1 pseudogene is annotated in these 681 nt (G+C 64.0%); it reads right to left on the bottom strand.

What is annotated here, in order from left to right:
* Positions 1-681 (bottom strand): annotated as a pseudogene (locus tag J7360_RS12735) (DDE-type integrase/transposase/recombinase); the annotation flags it as partial.

Below are 681 nucleotides of genomic sequence, written 5' to 3' on the forward strand. Positions count from 1 at the left end.
GCTGGATGTGCTCGACCCGGATGCCATGCCGCTGCGCCCAGGACAGCAACGCGCCACTGATGTATTCAGGGCCGTTGTCGCAGCGGATCACGGCGGGCTTGCCGCGCCACTCGATGATCTGCTCCAGCGATCGGATCACACGGGCTGACGGCAGCGACAGGTCGACCTCGATCCCCAGTCCCTCGCGATTGAAGTCGTCGAGCACGTTGAACAGCCTGAAGCTGCGGCCGTCGGCCAGCTGGTCGTGCATGAAGTCCATCGACCAGACTTGGTTGATCGTCTCCGGCACCGCCAGTGGCTGCGGCCGCTCACGCACCAGCCGCTTCTTCGGCTTGATCCGCAGGTTCAACTCCAACTCGCGGTAGATCCGGTAGATCCGCTTGTGGTTCCAACCAAAGCCCTTCACGTTGCGCAGGTACAGGTAGCACAGGCCAAAGCCCCAGTCGCGATGGGCGGTCGTCAACCGGACCAGCCAGTCGGCGATCCGGGCGTTCTGCTCGCTGGCCTTGGCCTGGTAGCGGAAGCAGGTCTGGCTCACCGCCAAGGCCTGGCAGGCGTGGCGGATGTTCGTACGCCCGCTCGTGACTGCCGATTGGGCCATCTCGCGTCGCTGAGATGGCCTCACCATTTTTTTGCGAGCGCTTCCTTCAGCAGGTCGGTACTGAGCTGCGCCTCGGCGTA

It is taken from the genome of Xanthomonas sp. D-99, assembly GCF_017746145.1.
Lineage (GTDB): Bacteria > Pseudomonadota > Gammaproteobacteria > Xanthomonadales > Xanthomonadaceae > Xanthomonas > Xanthomonas cissicola.